The sequence below is a fragment of the Sinomonas soli genome (genome assembly GCF_054782415.1).
On the sequence record NZ_BAAGSN010000010.1, the window covers coordinates 1 to 746 of the forward strand.

Here is a 746-nt window from a genome sequence, read left to right on the forward strand (position 1 = left end):
CATCGCCCAGGACCTGATCTCCTCCGGGCACGCCTCCCACGGGCTGCTCGGCGTCTCCGTCCGGCCCGCCGCCCCGGCCGGGGACCCGAACTCGTCCTTCACCGTCGGCGCGCAGGTGACCCGGGTCGCCGCCGGATCCGGCGCCGAAAAGGCCGGGATCAGGGCCGGGGACGTCATCACCCATGTCGGCGCCTATCCGGTCGGGGACCCGGCCCAGCTCTCGGCCGCGGTCAGCGAGCAGGCCCCCGGCACCAGCACACAGGTCACCTTCACCCGCAACGGACAGTCCCACACTGCCGCGGCGGTCCTGGGCACTGCCGCGTCCTGACAGGGGCTTGCGGGCAGCCCGTCGGCACGGGGGCCGGCAGGTCCCACGCCGTTGCCCGCGCCGCCGCAGGGCAGCCCATCCCCGCTGCCGGCGGGCCCTGGCGGCCTCTGGTCAGCGGGCCTCGAGGCGCGCGATGAGGGGGACGCGGGCGATCAGGGGCGGGGCGAACCGGTTCCAGAGCCCGCACCACAGGAGGATCCCGGCCAGGGAGGCCGGGATGGAGGCGATGACGTCGGTGGGGTAGTGGACGCCGATGTAGACGCGCGAGAGCGCGACGAGGAACGTCACGGCCAGGCCGGCGACGAGGACCCACACGCCCCGACGGCGGTGGCGGAGCAGGAAGTACAGCGCGATGGTGAGCGAGACCGCGAAGCAGACGTGGCCGCTCGGGAAGCTGTTGGGGTCCATGGCGTCGGAG

General features: G+C 74.5%; 2 protein-coding genes. One reads left to right on the forward strand and one right to left on the reverse strand.

The window, feature by feature from the left end; translation table 11 throughout:
- On the forward strand, nt 1–328 hold a 328-nt coding region (locus tag ACYVKZ_RS09705; protein WP_460991965.1), incomplete at its 5' end, for a S1C family serine protease.
- A gap of 111 nt (nt 329–439) precedes the next feature.
- Here the strand turns inward: ACYVKZ_RS09705 and ACYVKZ_RS09710 are convergent.
- A partial coding sequence (locus ACYVKZ_RS09710; protein WP_460991967.1) for a phosphatase PAP2 family protein occupies nt 440–746 on the reverse strand: 307 nt, incomplete at its 5' end.